The following is a 22148-nucleotide window of genomic DNA, read 5'->3' as shown; positions in this document are numbered from 1 at the left end:
CGCTGCTATTGCAGCGCGTCCTTGTGCAGATTGGCGTGCTTCAGCATGGAGCCGAGCAGGTTCCAGGGATCCTCGTCCTTCGCTCGCTTCGGGCTGTGGGCCGCAGCGCGCGCCTTGGCGAGCGGCACGATGAAATAATCCGTGCGGGGATCCGGGAAGGGATCCGCGAAGGATTTCAGAAGGGGCGCGTGGTCGCCGTAAAAGACGAACCAGACCGGCCGGTCGAGCTTGTTGAGGCCGTCGATCAGCTGCTTCAACGCAGCGTCAGACTGCTCGAGGATCGCCAGGTAGATATCGACGGGATGGGTGAGCGTACCGACGCGCCCCGGTTCCCAGGGGCCGTGATTGGCCATCGAGGCGACGAAGAAAAAGCCGCTCTCCTCTTCCGGCAGCTTCTCGACTTCGGCGAGCACGCGGGCTGCCAGCGTGGCGTCCGAGACATAAAGCCCGTCGCGCTCCGGTTTATGGTCGAAGGCATCGAGCATGGTAAGCTTCTCGAATCCGAGGAGCGGCATCGCCTTGTGCCGCAGGAAGAACGTCCGGTCATAGGGATGAATGAAATGCGTGCGCCAGCCGGCGCGCTTGAGCTTTCCGGGCCAGACGACATCGGCATAGTGCGCGGCACGAAGATAGGGATAGCTGGCATCGACGTGGATGTCGTCGGGCACAAGGCCGCTCAGGACGGCAAATTCGGTGCGCAGCGTGTAGCCGCCCTCGAAGACATTGCTCAACCGCCCCCATTGCACCGCCTGCTTGCGTAACCGGTCGACCGTCGGAAGCTTGATCGAATCGACACCGAAATGCCGCATGTCGATGAAGGACTCCGACTGCCATACGACGATCAGCGGGGCCTCCTCGTGGCCGATGAGGTCGTGTACCGCGGCGCGCAGTATTTCCGACAATTCGGCGACGATCTTGTCGCGCTTGACGCCGAGCCAGATGATGAAATGGAAGACGACGGAAGCGAAGGTACCGAAACGCACCGTGTTCTTCTTGACGTTGATCGCCTTCACCAGTTTCTGCACGAGAGCGGCCGTCGGGCGGTTCACCGGCCCGTAAAACAACAGGCCCCAGGGTCCGGCGGCGATCCCCACCATCATCAGAACCCAGAAGAGCCTGCTTCTTTCGGGCAGGATCGTCGGCTCGAAATACATGTAAAGCGCCGATACGCCGAACACGTAAAGGAAGGCGACGATCCAGAAGACGACGTTCAGCGAGCTCGCATAGAAGATCGTCTTGTACTTGAAGACATCCGCGACCAGGGCAATATCGGAAAAGACCAGCGGCTCGCGGATGAACTTGAACTTCGCGCGGGAAATGCCGGTGAAAATAATGAAGAAACTCATCGTGCCGGCGGCGGCATAGAGGGGCCGCCACGAGATCGCGAAGAAGCCGGCAAAGACGAGCGCGATGACCGGTAGCCGGGCGAGACGGTCGATCCTGTCCTGATAGCGCCCGTATTTCGGTGCGTTCTTCCTGCGTTCGCGCGCCGGAAGGGCGAACCGGTCGGTATAGAAGATCACCGCGCAGGACAGCAGGTAGCACCCGAGGGTCAAGGCTATCGGGTAGTCGTGCAGGTGGAAGGGAATGAGCGCCAAGCCGATACCTTTGAGCCATTTCACCGTCGCCGCCTCGGCAGAAGGCTTCTCCCGACACTTAAAGCCTAATATTGGCTGGCACAAGCATGGCCGGGGGCGCCGCCGTCACCGTCCACTGTTGCGCGCGATCGCCCGATCGAACCACCAATTGAGGAAAGGCCTGACCGCCGGCCCGAAGCGGCCGAGAAGATATAAGATCGCGCCGAAATAAATCTCGAATCGCCGCCGGTCGATCCCGTCGACGATCTTTCGCGCAACCGCCTCGGCCGTCCATGGGCGGACGGTTCCCATGATCAGGCTGGCCTCCTGCGGCCGGGCGGCAAGCTCCCTCGTAAATTGCGGCGTCACGGTATCGGGTGGAAAGCAGATCGATATGCCGACGTTGTGGACGCGTGCTTCGCTGCGCAATGCCTGGGCGAAGCCGCCGAGGGCGAACTTCGAGGCGCAGTAGGCGGTATAGCCGTAGATGCCGATCAGCCCGGCGCCCGAAGAGACCATCAGAATATGGCCGCTGCGCCGCTCCTTCATGTCCGGATAAACGGCGCGCACGGCATGTACCGTGCCCGAAAAGTTCGTTTCCATCTGTCGCTGGAAGGCCGCGCCCTGCATCGCCTCGAAGGGCGCCGGTTCGACGACGCCTGCCGAGGTCACGAGAACGTCGCAAGGCCCGAACGTCTCCACACAGCGCAAGATCGCGGCCTCGATCTCCTCTCCTTTGGTGACGTCGGCGGCCTCTATGCGGACCGCTCCAGCCTCGAGGCCGTGTTCGGCCACCAGCTTCTGCGCTGCCTGCTCCAGAAGATCGCGGGAGCGGGCGACAAGAGAGAGCCTCGCTCCCCGGGCTGCGTAGATCGAGGCGACCGCGAGGCCTATTCCGCTCGAGCCGCCGGTGATGATCACATGTGTCATGGACGCACCCGTTGGCGGCCCGCTTGCGGCGGCTCGTGGTCAGCGCGCCGAGAGCGCACTCAGCATCTTCTCGATATCGACGCCGCCGAGCCCGAAATTGCGGTCGGTAAGATCCTTCAGGCGTTCGGCCGTCAATGTGACGGTGCGGCGGATCTGTTCCTCCGTGTGGTCGCAGGTGATGAAGAAGCGCAAGCGCGCCTGTCCTTCCGGCACCGCCGGGTGGATGATCGGCAGCACGTTGACGCCGGCGGCGAGCAGGTCGTTCGAAAGCTGGACGGCGCGCAGCGAATCGCCGACGATCACGGGCACGACCGAAAAGCCGCCGCTCAGCCCCGTATCGAGGCCGGCCTCCTTGGCCAGCTTCAGGAAAAGGCTGCCGTTGCGTCTCACCGCCGCCGTGCGTTCCGGTTCGCTTGCCAGCACGTCGAGGCTGGCGACCGCGGATGCGGCAAGCACGGGCGCGAGGCCGACGCTATAGACGAAGCCGCCGGCAGATGCCTTCAGGACGGCCGCCAAAGCGGCGCTTCCTGCTATGTAGCCGCCGCAGCTCGACGTGGTCTTCGACAATGTTCCCATCCAGATGTCGACTTCGTGCGGATCGGCCCCGAAATGTTCGGCGAGGCCCCTGCCGTGCCGGCCGAGGACTCCGAGCGAATGCGCCTCGTCGACCATCAGCCAGAAGCCGTATTCGGCCCTGAGCTTAAGAAGCGCCGGCAGATTGGCGACGTCGCCGTCCATCGAGTAGATGCCCTCGACGATCACCAGGATGCGCCGGTAGTCACCGGCGACGGTGCGCAGGACATGCTCGAGATCCGCCGTGTCGTTGTGCTTGAAGAAGCGGCGTGTCGCGCCTGAAAGCTTGATCCCGGCGAGCGCGCTGTTGTGGATGAACTCGTCGTGGATGACGAGGTCCTTCGGTCCCATCAGGCAGCTGATCGCGGCGACATTGGTCAGGTAGCCGCTAACGAAACAGACGGCGGCATCGACGCCGTAGAATTGCGCGATCTTCTCTTCGAGCTCCACATGCTGCGGCCGTTCGCCGGCGACGAGGCGGCTTGCCGACGCGGAAATCCCGAAGTCGGCGATCGTCTCGCGCGCACGCTCGAGGACGTGAGCATGCCGGTTGAGCCCGAGATAGTCGTAGGAGGCGAAGTTGATCAGCTTGCGGCCATCGATCATCGTCGTCGCACCGGCTGCCGTCTGATGCGGCCGGTAGAACGGGTTGGCGATGCCGAGCTGCTCGCTGGCGATCTTCTGGGTAAGGACCTGCTTATATTCGGGCAGGTCCTCGAAACGCGCCTGCTGGCGACGCGGAGCCGGCGGCAGCTCCCGCTCCGAGCGCGCCATCCGGTTGCGCTCGGACGATTGATGCGTGTTCCGCATCCTGTCCAGCAGACTCTCCTTGAGCGTGCTGTTCATCTTCGGGAAAGTCTGGCCGTTTCCGTCGCTGCTCATTGGCTCAGTGCTTTTTCCTTGTCCGCTCCGACATGGCGCTGCGTAAGTTCAGTCACGAGCTTGTCGTCCCCGGCCTCGTTCTCGTTGCCCTGATCGCGCTTGCTTACCTTTTCATGGAGCTTGCGTGCAATGTCACCGACAGTGGTATTATCCGCGACGCCGCTCAAAGGCATGTCGAAGCCGGTGTTTTGCTGGAAACTCATGCCGAGTTCAACCGCCATGAGGCTGTCGAGGCCGATCTCCTTCAATATTTTTCCGCGAGTGACCGTATCCTTCGACACGCGGAGGATGGCGGCGATCTCGCTCGCAACCAGATCGAAGAGGATGTCCTCGGCCTCTTGAGGGGATTTGCCCTCGATCATCGCGACGAGGTCCATCTTCGTGCCTTCGGCGCCTGTGGCATGCTGATCGGCGCTGCGCAGGATCACCTCGAAGAGCGCGTTGCGGGCGACCGGCAGATTCCGCGCAGCTGTCCAGTCGATCTCGGAAATCATCACGACGGCCGCGTCGACCGTGCCCGGATCCGCGGCGATGTGGTTCTCCACCATGTCGAGCGCCACCTGGGCCTTCAACGCCGTTTTGCCTATGCGCTTGGCGAGCAGGTCGTTGACGTCGGCGTTCTGCGTCAGGTAGCCGGCATCGGCAATCGCGCCGAAGCCGACGGCGAGCCCTGACAGGCCCTCCTGGCGCCGTGCACGGGCAAGGCCTTCGAGATAGCCGTTGGCGGCGACATAGTTCGCCTGGCCGGGATTGCCGACCAGCGTCGTCGCCGAGGAGAACAGAATGAAGTTGTCGAGCCTGTCACCACGGGTAAGGCGATCGAGGATTGCCGCGCCCTTGGCTTTCGTGTCGATGACAGGCCGGTTGCGTTCGCGGCTCAGATTGCTGATCAGCGCATCGTCGAGCACCATCGCCGCGTGAACGACGGAGCGAAGCGGTGCTTCCGAACGAAGCGTCGCCAGAAGCGTCTCCACGGCCGCGGCATCCGTGATGTCGCAAGCATGGACCGAAGCCGCAACGCCGCCATTTTGCCAGCGCTCGATCATCGCGTGCGTTTCCGCATCCGGCTGGCCTCGGCGGGAGCAAAGCGCAATCCGGCGGGCGCCTTTCTCGACGAGCCAGTTGGCGGCGACGAGGCCGAAGCCGCCGATGCCGCCGACGACGAGATGGACGCCGTCCGGGTCGACCTTCATACCCCTTACAGCCTTCGCGGTCACCTCGTGCCTGCCGGCAACGGGCGGCAGCACCACAATCTTGCCGATATGCCCGGCATTCTGCATCAGCCGGAAGGCATTGCCGATTTCATCGTAATCGAAGGCGCGATAGGGAAGCGGCGTGAGCTTGCCTTCCTCGAAGAGCGCTCCGATCTCCATGAAGATGCGCCTGGTCAGATCCGGCGCATTCACCAGCAGCTGATCGGCGTCGATGCCGAAATAGCTGACATTGCGGCGAAACGGCCTGAGCCCGATCTTGCTGTCGGCGTAATAGTCGCGTTTGCCGAGCTCCAGGAACCGGCCGAAGGGTTTCACCAGCGAAAGGCTCTGCTCCATCGCCTCGGCGAAAAGCGAGTTGAGCACGAGGTCGACGCCTTCCCCGCGGGTGACCGAACGGACATCGTCGACGAAGCCGAGCGAACGCGAATCGAACACATGATCGGCGCCGAGCATCGTCAGGAAGCGCCGCTTTTCGCGCGTTCCCGCCGTGGCGATGACCTTGGCGCCCTTGAGCTTTGCGACCTGGAGCGCGGCGAGGCCGACGCCGCCGGCAGCACCGTGGATCAAAATCGTCTCTCCAGCCTGAATGCGGCCGAGTTCGACAATGGCGTAATAGGCGGTAAGGAAGGCGACCGGCAAGGTGGCCGCGGCCACCGGGCTCATCGCTCGGGGCAGCTTGGCAATTCCGGCGCGCGCGACGACCGCATGGGTCGAGAAGGCGGCGGAGGCGATCGCCATCACCGCATCGCCGACCGCGAGATCGTCGACCTCTTCGCCGACCGCGACCACGTGGCCGGATAGTTCCATGCCGATCGTCGCCCCGGCAAAACCGTCTTCCAACGCCTCTTCAGGCAACAGGCCCATGGCCCACATCACGTCGCGGAAATTCAAGCCGGTTGCCGCGACGGCGACGACGACCTCGCCGGGCCCCGGCTCCGGTACGCTCGCCTCTTCCCAGGCGATGCTTGCAACCTGCGAACTGACGCGCTGGCGAATGGTCGCGGCCGCAAACGCGCTGGTTTTCCCGTCGGCCTTGTTCGTTGCGCCGGGTACGGCCCGAAGCTCCGAAAGCAGGCCCGTCTTCTGGTCCAGCAGCCATTCCCGGTTCTGTCCCGAAACCGTCAGCAGGGAAAGCGCTGCGGCAAGCATATCCTTGCGGGCGACGTCGGCAGCGCCGGCAACATCGAGCGCATGAATGTCGATGAACTCATATTCGTTCTGAAGGACGCGGGCGAAGGCCCACAATCCGGAATTCAGCCCGGAGCTCGCCGAGGCTGACAGGGGAGCGCCGCCCGGGGCCACGAGCACGAGGCGCGGCCGGTCGTCGCCTTCCGGCTCGACGCCGGCGAGATGCTGTTTCAATGCCTCGGCAAAGGCGCTGAGCGCCAATACGCGCGTCTGCAGCAGGTCCGAACCGTCGCCGCCGGCGCGCTCCGCCTCAGACGCGAAAACTGCGCGCAACGGTCTGTCGCCCATGGCTTCGAGGGCTGCACGGAGCGTCGCCATGTCTGCGGCAAGGTCGCCTGTCACCCGGACGGGAGTGGCACTTCTTCCACCGGCCGCAACCGGTTTCGGGGCAGTGGCAGTCTCGATCAGCAGATAGGGTGCCGCGGCTTCGCCCGGCTCGGCGCCTGAGCCTGCCGCCGCCGTGCCCCGGGCCTCGATCAGGATGGTGTTCCCATGCGGGCATTCGCGATCCGTCACGACCACGTCGCCGAGGTCGAGATCTGCGAGACACTTCTGCCAATGGGGTACGGCAGCGATCCTGCCGATCGGGAATTCTGCCGTCTGGCTGCGCTCGAACCATCCGCCCGAGAGACCCAAGGCGAAATCGGCGAAGATCGACGGCGCGCTGACGGCCGCGACGAGCCCGCTTCCGGTGAGCATCGAGCGAAGGGCGGTGCGCACCCCGCTCTCCTCTTCGATCAGCTGGTAGAGATTGTCCGAAGCGCTGACCGCGAGGTCGAACGGCCCGATATCTGCGAATTCGCTCTTCTTCAGAACGCGCACATGCGCATCCTCCTCGAAGGCGATTTCCAGACTCCGTTGTGCATTGTCGCGCGGCTCGAAAATGGAAAGTACCGCACCGTTGCGCGCCGCGAGATCGGCCAGCCGGCGGCTGAAGCCGGCAGAGACGCTGCCGAGTTCGACGAGCCGCAGACGGGCGCCTGCCGGTTGCGCCGCGAGAACGCGTTCGACCGTGTGAAGCACCTGGTCCATGCGCGACCGGCTCGCCACGGAATGCACGGCCTGATGGTCGAGCGTCGCTTCGCTGACGAAACCGGCATTGAACGAAGCCGCGTCGTCACCTGCAGGTACGGGAGCAAGCAGCGCGTCGAGACGGCTGAGCGCTTCCGCATAGGCGTTGTTGACGAGCACCGCTTCGACCGCACGGTCGGGGCGGTCGCCATAGAGCTCCCCAAGGATCTCCGGCACGGTCGGAAGCGTGAATTCCCGTGCGACCTTCCAGTTGCCGTTCTGATGTTCGCAAAGACCGGCATCCTCCAGCGTCAGGAGGCAGCTCGTCAGGAAGCACTGGAAAGCGAAGTCCCCGGGCAGCGCGTCGGCTCGCACTGTGGCGGTCCCCTTGCCGAGCTTCAGGGCAATTTCCTGGCAGGCGCGATAGATGGCCGCGTTGAAGAGCAGGGTCGCGTTGTCGACGCCATCGCCATCTATCGGCTCGGCCAGCGTCGCAGGCATGGCCGTCGCAACTTTCATGCCGGGCACGGTCGCGTTGGACAGAACTGCCTCATAATGGAAGGACAGGCCTTCAAGCGTCTTGTGCTTGCGCAGATAGGTACGGCGGAAGCGGCAATCCTCGAAATGTGCGATCGCGACGCCGGTCTCGTCGAAGAAATGGAACCGTGCCTTGATCGAGTTGGCGCTGACCCGCTCGATCTCGATCGTCGCGCGGGCGATCGCCCGGCCGGCATTGACCACGCGTACGGAGCCGAAACGGACAGGAATATAGGGGGCGCCGCCCCTGTCGCCGGTGAAGCGGTCGAAGAGTGCGACCAGGCCGTGGAAGGTCGCGTCGACCGAGATCGGATGAAGGGCGTAGGTGACGTGTGGGTGCCCCGTCGCCTGAGGATGCTTCAACTCGACGTCGATGAGCCGGTCGCCATAGGCCACGGCTTTGGAGAGAAGCTGGAATTGCGGGCCGTAGTCCAGCCCGAACTGCTTCGCCGTTTCATAGGCCTTGGCCGCCGTCACGGTCGCCGTCTTCGCCAGGCCTTTGGTGGACGGACAGCCGTTGCTCGTCGTCGGCAAGGGCTTGCGGCTTCGCGCGACGGCATGCACCGTCCAATCGTCCTCCGAGAGACGTTCGCGCGACCGGATCTCGATGTCGCCGGTCTCCGGCGACAGGATGGTCGAGAGTTCCATGATACGGCTGTCGCTCAGTTCGAGCGGGCGGACGATCTCCAGATTGGTGATCTCGACCTCGTCGCTGCCGTGATATTGCTGTGCGGCGGAAACGGCGATTTCGATGAAACCGCTGCCCGGGAGGATCGCCTTGCCGTCGACCACGTGTTCGGCGAGGTCAGGAAAGAGATTCGCGTCGACGTGGTTTTTCCAGCTTCCCGCATTGGGGTCGCCGCGCCAGCCGTTGAGACGATAGGGCTTTGCGGAGCGTCCGAAAAGATCCGTCGCATCGGTCGTGACTGCCGGCCGCAGCTCTACCGGCTCGAAGGGCAGCGCGGGCAGTTCGATGAATGCATCCCGCTTGCCATAGACACGCGACCGGTCGACGGCGGCACCGTGGGCGACTGCGCGCGCCATCGATGCCGAGATCGGATCGTGGCCGTTCTCGCCGGCATCGCGCAGCAATGTCGCCACCACCGAAGCCGGCACCGCCGCCTGCTTGATCGTCTCCTTTACGTAAGATCCGAGGATGGGACGCGGCGAGATCTCGATGAACAGCGTGCAGCCGAGATCGAGCGCGGCCTCGGCAGCGGCCTGGAAACGCACCGGCTCGCGAACGTTCTTCCACCAGTAGTCGGGATCGAGCGCAGTCCCGTCGAGCGCGGCACCCGTGACGGTCGACAGATAGGCCAGCTCCGTCCGGCGGGGGGCAATATCAGGGATGTCGGCGAGAAACGCCTCTTTCGCCCGATCGATGATCGGATGATGGAACGGATAATTGATGTCGAGGATCTGAACCGGGATTTTAGCCTTGCGCGCAGCGTCGCGGAACGCCGAAATCTCGTTCGCCGGACCGGAAATCGTCACCGAATTGTGAGCGTTGATGGCTGCGACGCAGACATCGTCGAGCCCGCGCTCCGCCGCGAAGGCCTTGGCTGCCTGCTCGCCCAGCATAACGGCAGCCATCGTGCCCTGGCCGGCCAGAAGGTCCTGGTGCAGCGATCGTTTGGCGACGATCGACACGGCGTCGACGAGCGACAGCGCCCCTGCCGCATAAGCGGCAGCGATTTCGCCGACCGAATGACCGAAGACGGCGGTCGGCTTGATGCCCATGGCCACGAGCGAGTCGGAGAGCGCGGCCTGTATCGCGAAAAGCAGCGGCTGGGCCACCTTCGTGTCCGCGAGCTTCCTGTCGAGTCCAGGGTCGGTCAGGAGATCGGTGAGAACGATATCCGAATGGAACCTGAAAAGGGCGCTGACCGAGGTGAACGACTGACGGAAGTGCAGATTCTCGCGGAACGCCTCGACACCCATGCCGGCCCATTGCGAGCCGTTGCCGGAGAAGACGAAGGCGACCTTTGCTTCCTTCGCTGACGCTTCGCCCGTCTCTCCGATATCGGAGCCGGGCTTTTCCAGGTGGTTGGCAATCGCCCGGACGATATCTTCGGGATGATCGCTGCGTGCCGCGAACCGATGGCGCATATGCGTCCGGTTGGCGCCGGAAGCGGCGACGATCGCGCGCGTCTCTTCCTTCGTCGCGCCCGCAAAGGCGGCCTTATAGTCTCTGAGCAGGTTTTCGAGGCTCGACGCGGTATGGGCGCTTGCCAGAAACACGTGGCCCGCCGGAGAGGTCGCAGCCTTTTCCGCCTGTGCCGGATCCGGATCGCTGATGACGACATGGGCGTTGGCGCCGCCGAAGCCGAAGGAATTGATGCCGGCGAGCCGCGCCCGCTTGCCCTTCAGCAGCTCGATCGGATTGGCCGTCACACGGACATTGAGTCCGTCGAAGTCGATCTGTTCGTTCGGCGTCTCGAAATGCAGCGAGGCCGGCAGATAATTGTTCTCCAGAGCCAGAACCGCTTTCAGCATCCCGAACAGGCCGGAGGCCGGCTCGGTATGGCCGATATTGGACTTTATCGAGCCGATCGGCACCGGAGCCCGGCGCTTCGCGCCGATGACCGTGCCGATGGACCATACCTCAGCCGGGTCGCCGACCTTCGTGCCGGTACCGTGGCCTTCTACGAAAGCGACCTGGTTGGCGTCGATGCCGTTGCCTTCGTAGATCATCCTCAACAGATTGGCCTGCGCCTCGCGCGAGGGCAGCGAGATGCCGTTGGTGCGGCCGGCCGAATTGACGCCGGTGGCGACGATCCGCGCATAGCTCCGGTCGCGCTCGCGTTGCGCCCGGTCCGTGCGGCGCAGGACGAAGACGACGCCGCCCTCGGCGCGCACATAGCCGGCGCCGTCGTTGTCGTAGGCGCGGCAGAGCCCTTCGGGCGAGAGCATGCGCGCCTGTGCGAAGCCGACGAAGGGAAGCGGGTGGGCGAGGATATTGACGCCGCCGACGATGGCCGTGTCGATCTCTCCGGCGTTCAGCGCCCGCATTGCCTGATCTAGGGCTACGAGCGAAGAGGAACAGGCCGTGTCGACGGTCATGCTCGGACCGCTCAGGCCGAAGACGTGGGAAATACGGTTGGAGACGATCGACAGCGTGTTGCCCGTCATGAAGTAGGGGCCGGCGGCAGCCGGGTCGTCGACCGTGAGATTGGCGTGATCGAGGCTGGAGGCCCCGACATAGACGCCGACGTTTTCACCGTGCAGCGAGGCGACGGAAATATTGGCGTCCTCGAGCGCACGCCAGGCGAGCTGCAACAGAACCCGCTGCTGAGGGTCCATATACATGGCCTCGCGCTGCGACATCCCGAAAACGGCGGGATCGAAATCGTAGATATGGTCGAGGACGCCGGCGGCAAAGGAATAGGTCTTGCCGGGCGTGCCCATGACCGGATGCCAGAATCGCGCAAGGTCCCAGCGGTCCGAAGGGACGCGGGTCACGGTGCACTTGCCCTGACGAAGGATTTTGAACAGCGCCTGCGGAGATTTCGCTCCCGGGGCAAGGCATGCACGCCCTATGATTTCAACCGTCATGTAAGATCGAACGCTCTGAACTGCCGTTAAAATTGTCTTAGCCCATTGCAAGGTCAAACGTAAATTGCAATCGGCGACATTCCTGCTCTGTAGGTATCCCCGGGTTTATCCCCTGCGCTGTATTAGTGAGCTTTTAACTCATAGTGCCTAGCTTTCAACCCCGAAGGGCTAGATATACGTCTCCTGCGTTCCGTCCAATACAATTACCGCGACGGTTCGTAACCAAGATCGAGGCGGTATGGCCGGAAGAGCGCAGTCTCGATTATTTTGCCGGCTGTCGCGGCGAGGTGGCTTGTTGTGGGACGGCCTTTGTGCTTTTCAGAGACCGGCGGATTCCCTGCCGGGAAAATGCGGCGCAGATATCTGTATGGAATCATTGCTGCGCCGAACACGGAGTGTCGTAGTGAAACGAGTGACTGCCCTTCTGCTTTGTACCGCGCTTGCGGGATGCCAGGCCGTGCCGGGCGAGGGCCCTCTGACAACCGATATCGTTTCGGATGCCGGCCAGTCCGGCTCGGAGATCGGCAGAAGGAACGCGACGGTATTTGATATTGTAGATGTCGATGGCCAGTCGGCGCGGCTCGTTTCCGAATATGTTTCCACAACCCTCAGCCGCCGCTTCGGCATTGGCGGCGGCGTCGGTCAGGTGGTCATCGGCATTGGCGACCAGTTGAAGGTCACGATCTTCGAGGCGGGCAGCGACGGACTGTTTTCCACAACTGAATCGAAGCAGACGAGCATCGATCTCGTCGTCCAGCCCGATGGCAAGGCTGCAATTCCTTATGTCGGATCGGTCCGCTTTGCCGGCCTGACGCTCGAGCAGGCGCGCCAGGCGATCCTCGATGCATTGAAACAGAAGGCCGTCGAGCCGGATGTGATCGTGACGTCGACGTCGACGGCGTCGCGCATCGTCACGGTCTCCGGCGCCGTCGGCCGTCCTTCGGTCGTCCCTCTCAATCTCGTCAGCGAGACGATCAACGAGGTCATCGCGAAGGCGGGCGGCCCATCGGCGCAGCCCTACGAGACATATGTGACCCTCGTGCGCGGCAAGAAGACCGGCACGGTCCTGCTGAAATCGATCATCGAGAGCCCGTCGGAAAACATTCACGTAAAGCCGGGCGACCAGATCTTCGTGACGCGCGATCCGCGGACCTTCACCGTGCTCGGCCAGGTCCGCGCAAATCAGCGCGTCGAATTCGGCGCCAACGATCTCAACCTGCTCGAGGCCGTGGCGCTCGCGGGCGGCGGCTCGGATCGGACGGTGGATGCCAAGGGTTACTTTGTCTTCCGCTACGAGGAGCCGGACATCGTCATGAGCCTGCTTGGGCAGGAGCGGTTTCACAAGCTGCTGAGCAAGGGCATGAAGGCCGACCGCGTCGGGCGCTACCCGGTCGTCTACCGGTTCGACATGACGAAACCGGACAGCCTCATTGTCGGTCAGACCTTCCCGGTCAAAAATCGCGACGTCATCTATGCCTCGCGCCATCCTTCTGTCGACATCACGAAATTCCTCGATTTCGTCGCAAGGCCGATCGGTATCGTCAATTCCGGCGTGAACGTCGCCGACAATCTCAGCGATTTGAACAACTGATCTTGGGGCGCGCGACACCGGGCGTCGGTCCGGTGTCGACGCGGTTGCCGCTGAACGCTTTCGGCCGGCATGAATTAAGATCTTATAATCAATCACCTTTATAAGGTTCGCCCGTTCGCCGCGAGAATCACGTCACGAGCGCCGAACGTGCTTGCCGCGGTGCGCGTTCTATGGTTGATCTGGTTAGAGCGGGATGAGGAAAGGTGTATGCGATTTTCCGCCCGCATCCCGCTCTAACTTGGAGCGGGATGAGGAAAAGTGTATGCGGTTTTCCGCCCGCATCCCGCTCTAACTAATTAGAATCGATCACGTTCGTGACCTAGGTCGATCCGACCTGAACCATCGTGATCGAGATCGATTGTTGATGGCCGATGCGGCTCGGCCGGATTGCGAGAGGCAATGCCTGACGACGCCCTGATCGTTATCGACTTGCAGAACGACTTCTGCCCCGGCGGCGCTCTCGCGGTCGAGGGCGGCGATGAGATCGTGCCTGCCGTCAATCGCCTCATCGACGCGTCGCCGCATGTCGTCCTGACCCAGGACTGGCACCCGGCCGGCCATTCGAGTTTCGCCTCGACGCATCCGGGCAAGGCTCCGTTTCAGACCGTGGCGATGCCTTATGGAGAGCAGACGCTCTGGCCCGAGCATTGCGTCCAGGGGAGCCCCGGTGCCGATTTTCATCCGTCCCTGCGATGGACCTCGGCGGAACTGGTCATACGCAAGGGCTTCCGCCGCGAGATCGACAGTTATTCCGCTTTTTTCGAGAACGACCACCGGACCCCGACCGGACTTGCCGGTTACCTGCGCGAGCGCGGCATAAAGAGCGTGACGCTTTGCGGCTTGGCTACCGATTTCTGCGTTGGCTTCTCGGCACTCGATGCGGTCGCTCAGGGCTTTTCGACGTCGGTGGTGCTCGGTGCCTGCCGCGGCATCGATCTGAACGGCTCTCTCGCGGCCATGACCCTGCGCATGCGCGATGCCGGCGTCCGGCTGATCTAGTCGCCCCGGGACGGGGAAGCGCGGCATCGGCCGCATCCCCGCCCGGACTTAGGATATCGACCACGATCGCCTCGCCACAGAGCGGGTCATGACGGTCCAAGAGGAGCGTATTGCAGATGCCAAAGACCGATATCGCGCGACGGGTCTATAACCATACCTGGAAGCTCGATCCGATCGTCCGCAGCCTGCTGGATACGGATTTCTACAAGCTTTTGATGCTGCAGATGATCTGGCAGCTCTATCCGGGCGTGGACGCGACCTTTTCGCTGATCAATCGCACGAAGACGGTACGCCTTGCCGACGAGATCGACGAGCAGGAACTGCGCGACCAGCTCGACCACGCGCGCGGCCTGCGCTTCACCAAGAAAGAAATGATATGGCTCGCGGGTAACAGCTTCTATGGCCGCACGCAGATCTTTTCGCCGGAATTTCTGGCCTGGCTCGCAAAATTCCGCCTTCCGGAATACGAGTTGTCGCGTCGTGACGGCCAGTTCGAGCTGACGTTCCGTGGCCGCTGGGCCGAGACGACGATGTGGGAAATCCCCGCGCTCGCGATCATCAACGAGTTGCGCTCGCGCGCGGCGATGAAAGGGCTCGGCCCGTTCACGCTGGACGTGCTCTATGCCCGCGCCAAGGCCAAGATGTGGTCGAAGGTCGAGCAGCTGCGCGAGCATCCGAACCTGCGCATCTCCGACTTCGGCACGCGCCGGCGGCACAGCTTCCTATGGCAGCGCTGGTGCGTCGAGGCGCTCAAGGAAGGCATCGGCCCGTCCTTCACGGGGTCCAGTAACGTGCTGCTGGCAATGGACAACGACCTGGAGGCGGTCGGCACCAATGCGCACGAGCTGCCGATGGTGGCCGCGGCGCTTGCCCGCAACGACCGCGAGCTTGCGGCCGCGCCCTACAAGGTTCTGCAGGACTGGAACCAGCTCTATGGCGGCAACCTCCTGATCGTGCTCCCGGACGCGTTCGGGACGGCCGCGTTTCTCAGGGATGCGCCCGACTGGGTGGCGGACTGGACCGGCTTCCGGCCGGACAGCGCCCCGCCCATCGAGGGAGGCGAGAAGATCATCGCCTGGTGGAAGAAGATGGGCCGAGACCCACGGGAGAAGCTCCTGATCTTCTCCGACGGCCTCGACGTCGACACGATCATCAAGACCTACTGCCACTTCGAAGGGCGCGTGCGCATGAGCTTCGGCTGGGGAACCAACCTCACCAATGATTTCGCCGGCTGCGCTCCGACCGAAATCAAGGGCCTCAACCCGATCTCCATCGTATGCAAGGTCAGTGAGGCCAATGGCCGCCCGGCGGTCAAGCTCTCGGACAACCCGCGCAAGGCGACGGGGATCCGGCCGAAGTCTCGCGCTATCTGAAATTCTTCGGCAGCGAGGATTTCGTGGAGCAATCCGTACGGGTGTGACGCGGGAAGAAGCCGGCGTCTGCGGCTTCCAATCCCTCAATCATATGACTTATTGCGGTACCTCACTATTTCCTTGAATTTCCCCCGATTGCCCCATGATGAGGTCGTTGAGGTACACCTTGGGAGGGGTTCGTGCGTCAGGCCTATTCTCCGGATGACGTGGACGTCATGCGCGGAGCGCTCGATATCTGGTGCGCTCTGCACAATGTCGGCAGGGATGGCGTGGAGGCCAACAGGGCCGCCAAGCGCATTCTCGACTTGATGGACACGAAGAAGTGTTCCTGCGACGAACTTCTGGCTCAGCTGGGAGATTTCGGCCCGGAGCAGCGTCGCCGCGTTTCATGACGCATGTCCCCGGGCGATCTTTGCGCGCCTGACAAGGCGGCCGCTTTCATCGTGGTATCGATGAGGTGATTTCGTGCGACACGGCGGCATTCGCCTCCGGGCGATAGCTGGACAGCGCAAAATGCAGGATGCCGCTGACTGTGATGGACAGGGCGAGAACCGCGACAGTGACGCCGAGACCCGATTTGATCATGTCCATCTTCTCCGACCGTTGCTTGGTTGCACGTGTGAAAGACCGCGGAATAGAGTTATTCCTGTGGCGCCGGTCGGACTGTTCCCCGAGGAACGGAGAATATGGTTAACAATCTCCTGACCGTGGCGGGCATGCCACGCCACCTGAGGCTTTCAATTGCTTCTCTTCCCTGAAATTTTTCCGATTGACCTTGCCATCGTTGTAAGCCCTAGAACTTGAAAATCGGGTTGCAGCGGCGAAGTTCGCCCGTTGTGGCCGCGCCACACTCGATGCGCCTTGCGCGTCAACGTGAGCTGAAGATTGAAAATTTTGGGCCCGATAATAGGCATTGAACATGGGCATGCTTCGAATCACGACGCAGAAGCTGTTGATTCTGTTCCGCCTGGTGATTTTCGTGTCACTGGCGGCATATGCATTGCCGAGTTCCTCCGCAGCCATGCACGGCGACTGGTCCCAGTCTGAAATTGCGCAGTCGCGCGATCATTCCGATATGGCGAGCGGCGCGCATTCGCACGGCGATCAGGACTCCTCTGCCAAAGGCGACCAGAAGCCCGCGAAGCAGCAATGCTGTAAAGACGTTTGTGCCGGCATGGCGATTCTGGCGGGGACCGACGCTATTGGCAGACCCCGCCTATCCCCCGTCCGGGAATTCGTCGACGAGGCCGGGACCACGGGCGAATTGCCGCTGCTGCACCGCCCCCCAAGCGCCTGAATAGGATGCGCCCGTCCGCTTGACGGGTCGAACGCGTGTTCGCGAGCAAGCCTTGCTCTCGAGCGCTGCCGCAATCTCCTATTCGGATAAATCCATGAAACATCTGCTTTTCGTGGCCGTCCTGCCGCTTTTTGCGAGCGGTTGCGCCGCCACCTTGCCTCCCGATGTGATCGCCTCGGGCGAACTCCCGGCCAGCGATGCCGGGGTGCGCCCCGTTGCCTATACGAGTCCTGTCGCGGGCTATACGGACCGCAGGGCCGTCGATCCCAAACCATGGCGCGACCAGAATGATGCGCAGGCTCCGAAAGGAGGCGGATCATGATGAAAGCCAAGATGAGACTGGCGGCGACGCTCGCACTGCCGCTGGTGCTCGGCGGCTGCGTTACGGCTGGCGAGTACGCAGTTAAGAATGCCGGATTTTCCCTGGTCGCGGCGACAACGGCCGAAGCCGCCGGCAAGCAGACCGTGTGGGTGCAGAACCAGGAACAGGCCCGATCCGTCTCCAAGCGGGTGAAGGCGCTGACGGCGAAGAAGTCGATCGACGTCGAGACGGCAGTCCAGGTCGCGCTGCTCAACAACAAGGGGCTGCAGGCGGCCTATGCCGATCTCGGCGATTCCGCGTCCGACGCCTGGCAGGCGACAATGCTCGTCAACCCGACCGTGGGTGTCGGGCTGACGGGCATCGGCACGCCGGGGCTTACGGCATTCCGGACGGTCGAGAGCGCGATCGTCTCCAATATTCTTGCGCTCGTCACGCGCGACAGGAATATCGCGCTCGCCGACACCGAGTTCCGGAAGGCGCAGTTGGATGCCGCTTCGCGCACCTTGCAGCTTGCTTCCGAGACGCGGCGCGCCTGGATCAATGCCGTAGCGGCTTGGGAAACGGTGGGCCAGCTCAACCGGGCGCAGGCGGCGGCCGACGCAGCGTCCGCGCTTGCCGAAAAGCTCGGCGAGAGCGGGGCCATGACAAAGGGGGCGCAGGCCCGCGAGCATGTCTTCTACGCCGAACTGGCGGGAGAGGGGGCCAAGGCGCGGCTCCAGGCGCGTCTGGCCAAGGAGGAACTGACGCGGTTGATGGGCCTCTGGGGTTCGGACGTCAAATTCCAGGTGCCGAACCGGCTGGCTCCCCTGCCGAAGGGTCTGATGAAGCGCGACCAGATCGAGGCGGAAGCTCTGCGGCGGCGGGTCGATCTCCAGATTGCGAAGCTCGATCTGGAGGCGACGGCCAGATCCTACAATCTGACCGAGGCCACCCGCTACGTCACCGACCTCAACCTCCTCGCCGGCTTCGAGACCGAGCGGGCAAAGGAGGACGGCGACATCTCGTCGGAGACGACGGGCCGGGCCGATCTCGAATTCGTCATTCCCATCTTCGACAGCGGCAAAGCGCGCATGCGCAAGGCCGAGCTCGCCTATATGCGGGCGGCGAACCTTCTCGCCGAAAAGGCCGTCAATGTCCGCTCGGAAGCACGCTCGGCCTATCAGGCCTACCGCGCCAACTACGACATCGCCCGGCACTACCGCAGCAGCGTCGTGCCGCTGCGCACCGAAATCGAGGAACAGTCACTCCTCACCTACAACGGGATGATCACCAGCACCTTCGAACTGCTCGCCGACAGCCGCGAAAAGGTCAATGCGATCCTGCTCGCGATCAATGCCAAGCGCGACTTCTGGCTGGCCGAGGCGGATCTGGCTCCGGCGATCTACGGCGGGGGCGCGGCCTCCCGCGAAACCGAGGTCGCGGCGGCCGCCGAAAACGGCGAATGAGAAAGGCACGCAAAATGTTCAACAGACGACAGTTACTCGGCGCGAGCGCCGCACTGGTTTCCACCGCCGCCTGGGCGAAAACGTCGAATATGGGCCTGCCCGAGGCGGCATTCATGGAGACGGCGGATACGCAAGCCCCCGTCCGGCCTTCCTCCGGGCCTGACTACAACCCGGTGGTGACCATCAACGGCTGGACCGCACCCCACCGGATGAACAGCGGCGTCAAGGAGTTCCATCTCGTCGCCGAGCCGGTCGAGCGCGAGATGGCGGAGGGCATGACCGCCTATCTCTGGGGCTATAACGGCCAGTCGCCAGGTCCGACGATCGAGGCGGTCGAAGGCGATCGGGTCCGCATCTTCGTCACCAACAAGCTGCCGGAGCCGACGACGATCCACTGGCACGGCATGATCCTGCCATCCGGCATGGACGGCGTCGGCGGGCTGTCGCAGCCGCACATCCCGCCCGGCAAGACTTTCGTCTACGAGTTCGATCTCGTGAAGTCGGGCACCTTCATGTACCACCCGCATTCCGACGAGATGGTGCAGATGGCCATGGGGATGATGGGCTTCTTCGTGATCCACCCCAAGGACCCGAAATTCATGCCGGTCGACCGGGATTTCGTGTTCCTGCTCAACGCCTACGACATCGAGCCGGGCTCCTACGTGCCGCGTGTCATGGAAATGACCGACTTCAATATGTGGTGCTGGAACAGCCGCATCTTCCCGGGCATCAGCCCGCTGGTCGTTTCCAGGAACGACCGCGTGCGCGTGCGGGTCGGCAATCTCACCATGACCAACCACCCGATCCACATGCACGGCTACGACTTCGAGGTCACATGTACCGACGGCGGCTGGGTCCGACCGGAGGCGCGCTGGCCGGAGGTCAGCATCGACATTCCGGTCGGCGCCATGCGGGCCTACGAATTCGACGCCAAATACGCGGGCGACTGGGCGATCCACTGCCACAAGTCGCACCACACGATGAACGCCATGGGACACGACATCCCGACCTTTATCGGCGTCGACAAGAAGGAGGTCGCGGAAAAGATCCGGAAGGTCCACCCGGAATACATGCCGATGGGTACGGCCGGCATGTCCGACATGGGCAAAATGGAGATGGAGCTTCCCGAAAACACCATACCCATGATGACCGGCTGGGGTCCGCACGGGCCGATCGAAATGGGCGGCATGTTCTCCGTCGTCAAGGTGCGCGAGGGCATCTCGGCGGACGATTACTCCGATCCCGGCTGGTACGAAAACCCGCCCGGAACGCAGGCCTGGGAATGGACGGGCGAGCTTCCGGACTGGACCAGGGCCGATGACGCAAAGACGCGGATCACGCCGAAGCACTCCAAACACGGATGATGGCGCATGACGATCTTCAACCAACCGATCCGTCTCGCCCCCGGAGGTCGGGCGAGATGGTCTGGAAATTCACCAATGCCGGCGCTTTCAAGATCGGGTGCCTGGTGCCGGGTCACTACGACGCGGGCATGCACGGCGACGTGACTGCCGCACGGAAATAAATCCTCAGGAAAGGGTCTCACATGAAAACGACTGTCAAGTTCACGCTGGTCTTCGCCCTCGCTCTCGGCACTGCCTACGGCGCCATCGCCGGCGACTTCACCAAAGCCACCGTCAAGAAGGTCGATGCCAAGGCGAAGAAGGTCACGCTGAAGCATGAGGAGCTGAAGGCTCTCGAGATGCCTGCCATGACGATGGTCTTCAGGGTCAAGGACGAAGCCCTGCTGTCGAAGCTGAAGGAAGGCGATCAGATCGAATTCGTTGCCGAACGCGTCGACGGCAAGCTGACCGTCACCGAGGTGCAGTAGCTCCGATAGGGACGCGGCGGGATGCCGCTGCGTCCCCATCCCGGCTTCGATGCCGTCATCGGCCCGCATTACGGCACGGTCGTCGGAGGCGTTCTGGACAGCGGCGTCCACAGCGAGTTCACTGTAATAGGCGATGCGGTGAACGTGGCGCAAAGGCTCGAAAACCCCGGCCAAGTCGCTCGACGCTCCGCTTGTGATCTCGTTTTCGCTGATCGAGCGTCCTTGCCTGGACAAGTCCAGCCAAGCCCTGCACGTTTGCAGGCGGTCTTGAAGGCGTTGCTGATACGACTTCCTGCCGACGTGTCTGCATCCTTATCCGGGTCGGGACGTTCATACGGGACGCACTTGCAATTAATAGCACAGGGTTAGTTGTCCTGCTCCCAACTCCGCCCAGGTCGGCAGCAAGGCGGGAGAGCCCTTGGCCTTCGGATCGACAGAGTTTGTCCGAAGGCATCCCAGCAACTGAGGAATTACGGATGACCCGGCGATTACTCGCTGTCTTCCGTGCCATTTTCATCGATTGTGGGCGGCTCAAAACTGAATGATGTCTGGTCATCTTCGGGCGGAAGTTGCAAGTCTTCGATGCCCAAGACCTCGAATTTCGAGCCAGCCAGTTTCTTGATGTCCCCGTCATCAGAATAGATGACCGTCGCGCCCTCGATAGCGGCTATGGCGACGATCTGGTCATCGAACTTGGCTTTCGCCTTTGACACCGTTGCAGATTTCGTCCCGCTCTGGCGGCGCTCAACCTGCATTGCTGCGTATTCTACCGCCGCACGCTCATCAAAAGGCGAGATGCGGAAATGCTTGCTTCTCTTGATGATCGAGAGACGTTCCGGTGCTCCGTCCTGCGCCCTGAACAAGGCTTTCGGCGAGCGAGGGCGTGGGGATGATGATCTTCGTCTTTTCCCGCTGGAGGGTTGCGATCAGATACTCGACACGCTCGCGGCAACGCTCGACTGGCAGGCCAGTGGTTTTGCAGGTCGGCGCGTTGGCACTTTCATCGAAGAGGTAGACAAGTATGTTGGCGTCGAAGGCAACAATCAATTCGCGTCTCCGCCACCATGACGATCTTCAAGGAGTGCACGAACAGGATCGGGAACCTCGTTCCAGGTGCTTCCTTTGATCTTTCGCAGGGAAGCAACCACCTCTTCCAGAGGCTCGTCGCCCAGAACTTCAAAATCGGTGATCTTGAAGCTCTTCAAAACCCAACTGCCATCGGCTTCCCGATACCATGTCCCACTGCCGTAAACCCGCAAGGTCGGGCCGAGAAGATGCTGTGCAATCTTCCGGGCGAGGTCGGCTGTAGCATTGAGACCGCTATGGATGGTGGCACCATCGCGCAGGTGAACCGGGATGGTGTCATCCTTACCACCGACACGAATGACCTGCCCCTCTAGACTGCCTTCCTGCCGGATCGGCCCAAAGACAAGGGGCTCCGGTCGGGTACGACCAGGAAACGGCAAAATGACAGCGCCATCGTTCCCGCTCAGTTCGCCGGTTGCATTGTCCTTGCGCAGCATCTCATCAAGTTCGTCAAACGCCTTGAGGGCATCCTTGGGCGCGCTCCCCCGCTGAAGACTCAGCACCCTGTCCTGCACCTTCGGCTGCGCTGGTTCATCCACTGCGGCGACAAGAATAGCAGAACCCGTCTCGACACTCTGAAAATGAACATTGGCGGTTTCGCCAAGCAAACGGGCATACGCCGCCATGTACTCCGCAAGCCGGTCCATAGGCAGCGTTTCCGGCGTGTAGCTGTTTTCTATTTGAAACCTATATTCGCTCATTCCAATCATGCCTCACGCTGATCGGCGCAAATTCCG

At 62.6% G+C, this 22148-nt stretch carries 16 protein-coding genes and 3 pseudogenes; 11 read left to right on the top strand and 8 right to left on the bottom strand.

The window, feature by feature from the left end:
* Positions 1–5: 5 nt before the first annotated feature.
* The 4 genes from N0Q91_RS15095 to N0Q91_RS15080 all read right to left on the bottom strand — a co-directional run bounded on the left by N0Q91_RS15095 (position 6) and on the right by N0Q91_RS15080 (position 11467).
* Entirely contained in the window at positions 6–1622 is a 1617-nt protein-coding gene (locus N0Q91_RS15095; RefSeq protein WP_275596807.1) for an LTA synthase family protein, read from the bottom strand.
* Between the two features lie 81 nt (positions 1623–1703).
* The gene (locus tag N0Q91_RS15090; RefSeq protein WP_275596806.1) at positions 1704–2507 is read right to left on the bottom strand and encodes an SDR family oxidoreductase; all 804 of its coding nucleotides are present in this window, start codon (positions 2505–2507) and stop codon (positions 1704–1706) included.
* A 39-nt stretch (positions 2508–2546) separates the two neighbouring features.
* Positions 2547–3962: an aminotransferase class I/II-fold pyridoxal phosphate-dependent enzyme gene (locus tag N0Q91_RS15085; protein WP_275596805.1), complete on the bottom strand. Its 1416-nt coding sequence runs from the start codon at positions 3960–3962 to the stop codon at positions 2547–2549.
* Positions 3959–11467: a type I polyketide synthase gene (locus N0Q91_RS15080; RefSeq protein WP_275596804.1), complete on the bottom strand. Its 7509-nt coding sequence runs from the start codon at positions 11465–11467 to the stop codon at positions 3959–3961. The genes N0Q91_RS15085 and N0Q91_RS15080 overlap by 4 nt, the downstream gene beginning before the upstream one ends.
* Positions 11468–11870: 403 nt before the next feature.
* Here N0Q91_RS15080 and N0Q91_RS15075 point away from each other — a divergent pair, with 403 nt between their 5' ends.
* The 4 genes and pseudogenes from N0Q91_RS15075 to N0Q91_RS15060 all read left to right on the top strand — a co-directional run bounded on the left by N0Q91_RS15075 (position 11871) and on the right by N0Q91_RS15060 (position 15822).
* Complete coding sequence (locus tag N0Q91_RS15075; RefSeq protein WP_018094165.1) at positions 11871–13058, top strand: polysaccharide biosynthesis/export family protein; 1188 nt, start codon at positions 11871–11873, stop codon at positions 13056–13058.
* A gap of 399 nt (positions 13059–13457) precedes the next feature.
* On the top strand, positions 13458–14057 hold the full coding sequence (gene pncA, locus N0Q91_RS15070) for a bifunctional nicotinamidase/pyrazinamidase (RefSeq protein WP_100669637.1): 600 nt from the start codon (positions 13458–13460) through the stop codon (positions 14055–14057).
* Between the two features lie 116 nt (positions 14058–14173).
* Positions 14174–15477 (top strand): annotated as a pseudogene (gene pncB, locus N0Q91_RS15065) (nicotinate phosphoribosyltransferase).
* A gap of 132 nt (positions 15478–15609) precedes the next feature.
* Positions 15610–15822, top strand: coding sequence for a hypothetical protein (locus N0Q91_RS15060; protein ID WP_004435886.1), 213 nt, complete (start codon positions 15610–15612; stop codon positions 15820–15822).
* Between the two features lie 46 nt (positions 15823–15868).
* On the opposite strand, the gene N0Q91_RS15055 is transcribed toward N0Q91_RS15060, so the two are convergent.
* Positions 15869–16015, bottom strand: coding sequence for a hypothetical protein (locus N0Q91_RS15055; protein WP_013843957.1), 147 nt, complete (start codon positions 16013–16015; stop codon positions 15869–15871).
* Positions 16016–16349: 334 nt separating this feature from the next.
* Here N0Q91_RS15055 and N0Q91_RS15050 point away from each other — a divergent pair, with 334 nt between their 5' ends.
* The 7 genes and pseudogenes from N0Q91_RS15050 to N0Q91_RS15020 all read left to right on the top strand — a co-directional run.
* Positions 16350–16727, top strand: coding sequence for a hypothetical protein (locus N0Q91_RS15050; RefSeq protein WP_275596803.1), 378 nt, complete (start codon positions 16350–16352; stop codon positions 16725–16727).
* Between the two features lie 94 nt (positions 16728–16821).
* A complete protein-coding gene (locus N0Q91_RS15045) occupies positions 16822–17049 on the top strand; it encodes a hypothetical protein (RefSeq protein ID WP_198516582.1) in 228 nt (75 codons plus the stop codon).
* The gene (locus N0Q91_RS15040; RefSeq protein WP_275596802.1) at positions 17046–18494 is read left to right on the top strand and encodes a TolC family protein; all 1449 of its coding nucleotides are present in this window, start codon (positions 17046–17048) and stop codon (positions 18492–18494) included. The genes N0Q91_RS15045 and N0Q91_RS15040 overlap by 4 nt, the downstream gene beginning before the upstream one ends.
* Before the next feature lie 14 nt (positions 18495–18508).
* Positions 18509–19858, top strand: a complete 1350-nt coding sequence (locus tag N0Q91_RS15035) for a multicopper oxidase family protein (RefSeq protein ID WP_275596801.1) — start codon at positions 18509–18511, stop codon at positions 19856–19858.
* Between the two features lie 44 nt (positions 19859–19902).
* Positions 19903–20019 (top strand): annotated as a pseudogene (locus N0Q91_RS15030) (cupredoxin domain-containing protein); the annotation flags it as partial.
* A gap of 21 nt (positions 20020–20040) precedes the next feature.
* Complete coding sequence (locus tag N0Q91_RS15025; RefSeq protein ID WP_275596800.1) at positions 20041–20325, top strand: copper-binding protein; 285 nt, start codon at positions 20041–20043, stop codon at positions 20323–20325.
* Positions 20326–20361: 36 nt separating this feature from the next.
* A pseudogene (locus N0Q91_RS15020) lies at positions 20362–20545 on the top strand (adenylate/guanylate cyclase domain-containing protein); the annotation flags it as partial.
* Positions 20546–20813: 268 nt separating this feature from the next.
* Here the strand turns inward: N0Q91_RS15020 and N0Q91_RS15015 are convergent.
* From N0Q91_RS15015 to N0Q91_RS15005, 3 genes are read right to left on the bottom strand one after another with little or no spacing between them, the layout of a single operon-like run.
* Complete coding sequence (locus tag N0Q91_RS15015; protein ID WP_275596799.1) at positions 20814–21080, bottom strand: hypothetical protein; 267 nt, start codon at positions 21078–21080, stop codon at positions 20814–20816.
* A 28-nt stretch (positions 21081–21108) separates the two neighbouring features.
* On the bottom strand, positions 21109–21372 hold the full coding sequence (locus N0Q91_RS15010; RefSeq protein WP_275596798.1) for a hypothetical protein: 264 nt from the start codon (positions 21370–21372) through the stop codon (positions 21109–21111).
* Complete coding sequence (locus N0Q91_RS15005; protein ID WP_275596797.1) at positions 21369–22112, bottom strand: hypothetical protein; 744 nt, start codon at positions 22110–22112, stop codon at positions 21369–21371. Before N0Q91_RS15005 ends, N0Q91_RS15010 begins: the two co-directional genes overlap by 4 nt.
* Positions 22113–22148 lie beyond the last annotated feature (36 nt).

It is taken from the genome of Sinorhizobium prairiense, from assembly GCF_029201645.2.
GTDB classification, from domain to species: Bacteria; Pseudomonadota; Alphaproteobacteria; order Rhizobiales; family Rhizobiaceae; genus Sinorhizobium; species Sinorhizobium meliloti_A.
This window is presented reverse-complemented; position numbering and strand designations above follow the sequence as displayed.